Source organism: Vibrio sp. 10N.239.312.D08, assembly GCF_041466145.1.
GTDB lineage: Bacteria > Pseudomonadota > Gammaproteobacteria > Enterobacterales > Vibrionaceae > Vibrio > Vibrio crassostreae_C.
Map to the genome: position 1 here is coordinate 58,177 of NZ_JBFSSD010000030.1, position 8,126 is coordinate 66,302.

9 protein-coding genes are annotated in these 8,126 nt (G+C 43.8%); 4 read left to right on the forward strand and 5 right to left on the reverse strand.

All coding sequences use genetic code 11. The features are described from left to right. Positions 1 to 37 precede the first annotated feature (37 nt). From AB6D58_RS16110 to phoB, 3 genes are read right to left on the reverse strand one after another with little or no spacing between them, the layout of a single operon-like run. Positions 38 to 1,015: a PstS family phosphate ABC transporter substrate-binding protein gene (locus tag AB6D58_RS16110; RefSeq protein ID WP_136974063.1), complete on the reverse strand. Its 978-nt coding sequence runs from the start codon at positions 1,013 to 1,015 to the stop codon at positions 38 to 40. Beyond that, a complete protein-coding gene (gene phoR, locus AB6D58_RS16115) occupies positions 1,012 to 2,310 on the reverse strand; it encodes a phosphate regulon sensor histidine kinase PhoR (protein WP_017062847.1) in 1,299 nt (432 codons plus the stop codon). Before phoR ends, AB6D58_RS16110 begins: the two co-directional genes overlap by 4 nt. Before the next feature lie 33 nt (positions 2,311 to 2,343). Next, a complete protein-coding gene (phoB, locus tag AB6D58_RS16120; RefSeq protein WP_004735064.1) occupies positions 2,344 to 3,033 on the reverse strand; it encodes a phosphate regulon transcriptional regulator PhoB in 690 nt (229 codons plus the stop codon). Between the two features lie 194 nt (positions 3,034 to 3,227). Here phoB and rdgC point away from each other — a divergent pair, with 194 nt between their 5' ends. The 3 genes from rdgC (at position 3,228) to AB6D58_RS16135 (ending at position 6,056) form a co-directional block, all read left to right on the forward strand. After that, complete coding sequence (gene rdgC, locus AB6D58_RS16125; RefSeq protein ID WP_017062534.1) at positions 3,228 to 4,142, forward strand: recombination-associated protein RdgC; 915 nt, start codon at positions 3,228 to 3,230, stop codon at positions 4,140 to 4,142. 206 nt (positions 4,143 to 4,348) lie between these two features. Beyond that, positions 4,349 to 5,767: a tRNA 5-hydroxyuridine modification protein YegQ gene (gene yegQ / locus AB6D58_RS16130; RefSeq protein ID WP_017062848.1), complete on the forward strand. Its 1,419-nt coding sequence runs from the start codon at positions 4,349 to 4,351 to the stop codon at positions 5,765 to 5,767. 34 nt (positions 5,768 to 5,801) lie between these two features. Further along, the gene (locus AB6D58_RS16135) at positions 5,802 to 6,056 is read left to right on the forward strand and encodes a YfhL family 4Fe-4S dicluster ferredoxin (protein ID WP_004735061.1); all 255 of its coding nucleotides are present in this window, start codon (positions 5,802 to 5,804) and stop codon (positions 6,054 to 6,056) included. A gap of 42 nt (positions 6,057 to 6,098) precedes the next feature. On the opposite strand, the gene AB6D58_RS16140 is transcribed toward AB6D58_RS16135, so the two are convergent. Continuing rightward, positions 6,099 to 6,407, reverse strand: a complete 309-nt coding sequence (locus AB6D58_RS16140) for a hypothetical protein (RefSeq protein WP_017062536.1) — start codon at positions 6,405 to 6,407, stop codon at positions 6,099 to 6,101. Positions 6,408 to 6,680: 273 nt separating this feature from the next. Continuing rightward, positions 6,681 to 7,520 (reverse strand): penicillin-insensitive murein endopeptidase, encoded by an 840-nt coding sequence (gene mepA / locus AB6D58_RS16145; RefSeq protein ID WP_029235577.1) that lies wholly within the window; start codon positions 7,518 to 7,520, stop codon positions 6,681 to 6,683. A 157-nt stretch (positions 7,521 to 7,677) separates the two neighbouring features. Between mepA and AB6D58_RS16150 the strand changes: the two genes are divergently transcribed. After that, a partial coding sequence (locus AB6D58_RS16150) for a transposase (protein ID WP_371721113.1) occupies positions 7,678 to 8,126 on the forward strand: 449 nt, incomplete at its 3' end.

An 8,126-nucleotide genomic window follows, 5' to 3' on the forward strand; every position in this document is an offset into this window, starting at 1 on the left:
TTCATACGTTTCTTATCTAAGTTTATCGCAGCCTGAATTAGAGCCCGACTTTTGCCAACTCTTGCTCTGCGAACTCAGACGGTATTGCTAAATAGCCATCTTTCTCTACAAGTTCTTGTCCTTGCTTTGAGAACACAAAAGTGAGGAACTCTCTTTCAACGGGAGAAAGCGGTTTATCTGGGTGTTTGTTCACGTATACGTAAAGAAAGCGTGATAGAGGGTAATCACCGCTCAAGATATTCGCTCGAGTCGGCTCTACATAATCAGAACCATGCTCAGCAATAGGAATTAACTTAACGCCAGCGACACGATAGCCAATACCTGAGTAGCCAATCCCACTGATGGATGAAGCGACCGACTGAACGACTGAAGCCGAACCAGGTTGCTCATTCACACGATTTTTAAAGTCACCGCCGCACAGTGCATTCTGTTTGAAGTATCCATAAGTCCCCGATACAGAATTGCGACCGAACAATTGGAATCGATGTTTCGCCCAAGGTTGGTCGACGCCTAGATCTTGCCAATCGTTCAGCGGTTTTGTCGCACCACAGCGTAATGTCTCTGAAAAGATGCCATCAATCTGACGAAAGTTGAGCCCCTCAATAGGGTTATCGCGGTGCACAAAAAGCCCAATCGCATCGATCGCCACTCGCAGTGCTGTCGGTTTATAACCATGTTCTCTTTCAAACGCTTCAATTTCTCGCAAGCGCATCGGGCGACTCATTGGTCCCAGATGAGCAGTACCTTCTGTTAAGGCTGGAGGCGCAGTAGAAGAACCAGATGCTTGAACCTGAGCGTTAACATTTGGGTAGTAAGATTTAAATTCTTCCACCCATAACGTCGTCATACCCGCTAAGGTATCCGAACCTACCGATAATAAGCTCCCAGAAATCCCCGGAACCTTAGAATAATCAGGAAGAGAATCGACACTCTGTTCGGCATGAACAGAGTTAACCAAAGCAAACGCTAATAATGAACTGACTGGCAAACGCATCCTGCGTGTCAAACAACTCATGACACTGTCAGTCGATTTGGCAATGTGAAATGGAATCGACTACCGACACCCACCTCACTTTGAATTTCTAAATGTGAGTCATGGTGACTAAGCGCATGTTTCACAATCGCCAATCCAAGACCACTACCACCTGTATCACGTGAGCGTGCTTTATCTACACGATAGAAACGCTCTGTGAGTCGATGTAAGTGTTGTGGCTCGATACCGTCTCCCGTGTCTGATACATCCAAACAAGCACCTTGACTGGTCTGGTACCAACGTACCTTAACCGTCGCGCCCGGTGGTGTATATTTCACTGCGTTGTAAACCAAATTCGATATAGCACTTCTCAGCTGATCTTCATCAGCAAGAACACGTAGGCTCTTATCGATATCAAACTCAAGCTTATGCTCTCGATCACCACTTAGGCTTGCCGCTTCTTTCTCAAGAACCTCAAGCATCGCCGGAACGTTGACCACTTCATCGAGCTCATGCATCGGCGCCGCTTCAATTTTCGAAAGCGTGAGTAGTTGATTAACCAAACTGTTCATTCGATTGAGCTGCTCAGTCATTACGCCATGCGCCTTGGTCCACATTGGGCCAACGATCATGTCTGGATCTTCGGTCATTTCAAGGTAACCTTGAAGGACGGTCATCGGCGTACGCAATTCATGAGAAACGTTAGCGAAGAAGTTACGGCGCATGCCTTCTAACTGCTTAAGCTGGGTCACATCACGTACCACCATCAGGTGTTCACCCTCGGTATACGGCACAATACGCAGCTCGAGCATACGCTCCACATTCAATGGAGAAGGCATCTCTAATGGCTCAGAGAAATCTTGCTTATTAAGGTACTTAATAAAATCTGGAGTACGAATCAAATTCGAGATCGGTTGACCTGAATCATCTGGCCAACGAAAGCCCAGCAAATACTGAGCTAGCTTGTTACACCAAACGATATTGCCTTCACCGCGAAATACCACAACGGCATCGGGAAGCGATTCTGCACCGTTACGGAAACGGCGGATAAGGTTAGTCAGTTCTTTGCGTTTGCGACGCTGTCTCTGCTGCATACGATAAATACCGTTAAACAGAGATTCCCAGTTCCCAGAGCCTGAAGGTGGAGTTAGACGCTTCTCATCCCACAGCCATGCGGACAAACGCATTTGGTTGTGTAGATGCCAGCCGAGCTGCAATACCGTAGCAGCCAGCAGCAACCAAGGTAGGTAACCGAATATCCATCCGACTAAAACCCATGGTGCGTAAAAAAAAGCCAGCTCCCAAGCCAGCTTTTTCCAGGTTAACTTTTCAACCATTCAGGACTCCGTAAACTGGGCAGCGAAGCCACATTAAGCCTTTGTAGAAAAACGGTAGCCAGCGCCACGAACCGTTTGGATTAGCTTATCGTGACCTGCAGACTCAAGCGCTTTACGCAGGCGTCGAATATGTACATCAACCGTTCGGTCTTCAACGTAAACATTGGTACCCCAAACGTTGTTAAGCAGCTGCTCTCGGCTGTATACACGCTCTTGGTGCGTCATAAAGAAATGCAGCATTTTGAATTCTGTTGGTCCCATATCAACTGGACCTTCACTTGCGGTCACGCGGTGTGATACTGGGTCTAATTTAAGGCCCTGTACATCAATCACATCTTCCAATGCCGTTGGTGTTACACGACGAATCACCGCTTTAAGGCGAGCAACAAGCTCTTTTGGCGAAAACGGTTTGGTAATGTAGTCGTCAGCGCCCACTTCTAAACCGCGAACCTTATCTTCTTCTTCACCACGAGCTGTTAGCATCACCACTGGGATGTTGCGAGTTAACTCTTCACGCTTCATGTGCTTGATAAAGTTTATCCCGCTACCACCAGGTAGCATCCAATCTAGTAATACTAGATCTGGGAAAGGTTCACATAGCTTGTTTACCGCTGTATCGTAATCTTCAGCCTCTACTGCTTGGTAGCCTTTTTGTTCAAGTACAAAACACAGCATCTCACGAATAGGTGCTTCATCTTCAACGACCAGAATCCTTCTCGACATAATTGAATAGCCTTTGTATTTAATCAACGCATTGCATTATCTGAGTTAATTATGACACTTTTGTGACCTTTGAAAACAAATTTTCATATAACTGTCTCAAACGTTTCACTTTATAACTTTTGATACAGAGCTAAGGACAAATCGAATTAGATCTCATATCATGAGGCACTTCTAAAAAGGTATGAGAAAAATATATGTGGTTTAAAAATTGCCTAGTCTATCGCTTCAACCGTGATATTGATTTCAACGCAGATCAGCTAGAGAAACAACTTGAAGAATTCCGCTTTACTCCTTGTGGTAGCCAAGACAAACAGAAGTTTGGTTGGGTACACGCAATGGGTAGACATGGCGATATGATGACGCACGTATCAGAAAACCGCATTCTTATCTGTGCAAAGAAAGAAGAGAAAATGCTACCCGCTTCTGTGATCAAAGAATCATTGAACGCAAAAGTAGAAACGCTTGAGGCAGAGTCTGGTACCCCTCTGAAAAAGAAAGAGAAAGACAGCCTAAAAGAAGACATCATCATTGATCTACTTCCTCGAGCATTCAGCCGCAGCAACTTCACTTACGCGCTGATCATGCCAAAAGAAGGTTTCATTGTGGTTGATGCGAGCAGCTACAAAAAAGCAGAAGATGTATTAGCATTGCTACGTAAGACAATGGGTAGCCTGCCAGTAGTGCCAGCTATCCCAGAGCAAGCGATCGAAACGACTCTTACAGAATGGGTGAAATCAGGTGATACGCCACAAGGCATCACTATGCTTGATGAAGCAGAACTAAAATCTATTCAAGAAGACGGCGGTATTGTTCGAGTTAAGAAACAAGAACTAGAAGCTGATGAGATTAAAAACCACATCGAAGCCAATAAGATGGTGACGAAACTTCTTATCAACTGGCAAGACCGTATTGAATTCATTCTTGCAGAAGATGGCAGCATCAAACGCCTAAAATTCAGTGATGAGCTCAAAGACGAAAACGACGATATTCCTCGTGAAGATCAAGCTGCGCGTTTTGATGCGGACTTCTCTCTACTTTGTGGTGAGTTCAGTGTTTTCCTTCCAAACCTATTTGAATCATTAGGCGGGTTAACTCAACCTAACGCTTAATCAGTCAAACTATAGGCTCAGGTGCTAACGGTATCTGAGCTTATTTCTCACTAAGTTCTCACTTATATCTGCCTCTAGACCCTCTTGTTAATGTCATTGCTATCTTTAGGGCTATCAACCAAACTCATTTTAGCGTAAAATTTGCGCCCCTTTGATATCACTTGGTGGTATCAACCTGACTTGAGATCAGATTAGAGAACGAAGCAATGACTACACAAAAACCATTTGTACCTGAACTATTATCACCGGCAGGAAGCCTCAAAAACATGCGTTACGCATTCGCCTACGGCGCAGATGCAGTATACGCAGGCCAGCCACGTTACAGCCTTCGTGTTCGTAACAACGAGTTCAATCACGAAAACCTACAAATCGGTATCGATGAAGCTCATGCTCAAGGCAAAAAGTTATATGTTGTATGTAACATTCAGCCGCACAACTCTAAATTAAAAACATTCATTCGCGACCTCAAACCAGTTGTAGACATGGGCCCTGACGCGCTTATCATGTCAGATCCTGGTCTTATCATGATGGTTCGTGAAGCATTCCCTGAAATGCCAATCCATCTTTCTGTTCAAGCAAACGCAGTAAACTGGGCGACCGTTAAGTTCTGGTCAACTCAAGGCGTTGAGCGTGTGATCTTATCTCGTGAGCTATCGCTTGAAGAGATCGAAGAGATTCGCGAACACTGCCCAGAAACAGAGCTAGAGATCTTTGTTCACGGAGCTCTTTGCATGGCTTACTCAGGCCGTTGTCTGCTTTCTGGTTACATGAACAAGCGCGATCCAAACCAAGGTACTTGCACCAACGCTTGCCGCTGGGAATACAAAACAGAAGCAGCGAAAGAAGACGAAAACGGTCAGATCGTTGAAGCAAACCCTACTGGTGTTGCTATTCAAGAAGTAGAAACGCAAGACATTGAAGTTCAAGATGAGCGTCCAGACAACACACTAGGCCTTGGTAAACCAACAGACGAAGTGGTTCTGCTTTCTGAATCACACAAGCCAGAAGAGAAAATGGCAGCGTTTGAAGATGAGCATGGTACTTACATCATGAACTCAAAAGACCTTCGTGCAATCCAACACGTTGAGCGCCTAACGAAGATGGGTGTTCACTCTCTGAAGATTGAAGGTCGTACTAAGTCTTTCTACTACTGTGCACGTACTGCTCAGGTTTACCGTAAAGCTATTGACGATGCAGTGGCAGGCAAACCATTCGATGAAAGCCTAATGGGTACACTAGAGAGCCTAGCTCACCGTGGTTACACTGAAGGCTTCTTACGTCGCCATACACACGATACATACCAAAACTACGAGTACGGTTACTCTATCTCTGACACTCAACAGTTTGTTGGTGAGTTCACAGGTAAGCGCCGTGGTGACCTAGCGGAAGTAGAAGTGAAGAACAAGTTCCTAGTAGGCGACAGCTTAGAAATGATGACACCGAAAGGTAACGTTGTTTTCAAACTAGAAGTTATGGAAAACCGCAAATCTGAAGCGGTCGACGATGCGAAAGGTAACGGTCACTTTGTATTTATTCCTGTACCAGCAGATCTAGATCTAGAGTACGGCTTGCTGATGCGTAACTTGAGCGAAGGCCAAGATACACGTAACGCATCAGGCAAATAATTTTTACTTAAGCGACTTACTTGAGAAGAAAATAATGGCTCTGTTAATTACTGACAAGTGCATAAACTGCGATATGTGTGATCCTGAATGCCCAAATGGTGCAATCACTATGGGCGACAGCATCTTCGAGATCGATCCTGATTTATGTACAGAGTGTAAAGGTCACTATGAAAAGCCAACATGCCAGTCAGTGTGTCCGATTACAAAATGCATCATCACTGACCCAAACCATATTGAAACTGATGACGAGCTACTTGAGAAGTTTGTTATCATTCAAGGCTTGACCTAAAAGAAGAAAGGTTCAACTTAACCATAAGTTGAACCTTTTTTTTCATCCTGATTTTCCGATTGGATAAATATTGCAGAAGAGCTCTTTTTCAAATTGATATTCGAGTCGTTCTCGCCAGTTTATTGATTGAGCTATAGGAACAAGATAAAAGTTTTCCCTGCTGGTATCGGTCACAAATGCCATTCCATACTGCATCAATTCATAGTGAACATCATTTACGAAACTAGGGTCTAAACGTTGTCTGCCTGTTAGCTGATTGATGTCATCTCTTGAAATTGAAATACCCGAGCTTTCAGCGTTGAACCTATGTCTTAACCATTCTGAAAATTCCTTCGCACAAATCATAGTCATAGTCTTATCCTTGAATTATCTATCGACGGGTATCAGACTCTGATTTCGCATACTGCATATAAGCCGCATCTTTCACCCCAAAACACTCAATCCCTGACCAAACCTTGTCAAATTCGCCATCGCCCTTGCTGATACCGTTATTGCTTTTATTAATATCAAACGATGTTCTTAATCTCGTGTTTATAAACTCTAGACAAAAGTGTGATATTTCTCCAGTTTTAGAGTCGAAAAAACCAGTGGCAGTACCACTGTAAAAAGCCTCGATGAACAGGATTACTTATTCGATATCAAGGCCAAACACTGACTTGGCATCACTTTAACTTTTTTCTTTTTCTTAGTTTTCGCTACTTTTTTAGGAGGTGGAACTGGAACAGTCTTTGGAGCCCAACTTGCAAGTTCATCTCCACAACCGTCACCTTTAGGAGGGCTCGCTTGAGCTATGCAGTTTGAACTGCCTTCAGGACACTTTAAACGAACGTGGAAGTGGGAGTGGTGTCCCCACCAAGGTCTTATTTTGCCTAACCAAGCTCTATCATTAGCGTCAGAGTTTTCTTGTTCACAAAGGGTTTGCTTGATCACTGGATGAACAAAAATACGCACCACTTTTTCATCTTTCGCCGCATAACGAATAACTTGAAAATGATCATCGGTCCAATTCGATTCACGCAATTTGTAGTTGGTAAGATCCACAACGCTCACAGGTTTAGGCACAGCTAATTCGTTCTCTGACAACCTCTTACTGGTTAACCTTAGCCATATATCAATATCTAACCCTGTTTGATGACTTGAATGACCTGAAGAAAAGCGCCCTCCTCTGGGAAGAGAAATATCACCGATCAATAAATTAGTATTGAGCTTCTCGCTGGTCGTGACTCCTAACCTCTCAATAAACTTTATAGCTTCTGTATGGCCATAGTAACGCTCTCTTTGAGGGCGAATGATCTGATACCCCAAACCATTAATAGGCAAAGCCTGCGCGCCGTCTAGACAGCCATTGGCATAGCTTCCAATTGATGAGGGTGAATTTTTAGTAGGGTGACTCTCTTTTTCCCACGAAGTTGCTGATAGAGAAAATGAACAAAAGAATACAACCAGTGCAAAAAAGAACCTCATAATAATCCCAAATTACTGACGCTTACTCATTATATTAGTCGCCATTTAGGATTAGGTGCATATCGTACTTAAGTTTTTGGTGGTAGCTAGTGAATTATACCAATTAAAGTAAAAATGTGATCTAATTAAGATTGATGAATTATTGTGAAATTTAGCCATGGATAGCCTTAATAACACTGACTTCAAAAAGCTTGCGAGCCAGCAAAAAACCATTCAGATGAAGATGCGTTTACTTGCGCTCGCACACTTTAAAGACGGCCTCTCTCGTACACAAATTGCAAAATCTCTCAAAGTCAGTCGAACCAGTGTCAATAAATGGGTTCGGATTTTTTTTGAAGAAGGCCTAGAAGGACTTCAAGAAAAACCTCGGACTGGTAGGCCTGCATACCTCACCGATGAGCAGCGGGCTCAACTCAGTGCCTTCATAAAAAAAGAAGCTGAATCACCTTCTGGTGGCCGCCTTGTTGGAAGCGATATACATGACTACATCGTTAAACACTTTGACAAGCACTACCACCCTAATTCCATCTATTATCTCCTCGACCACATGGGTTTTTCTTGGATAACTTCTCGTTCCAAACACCCTAAACAATCACAGCAAATACA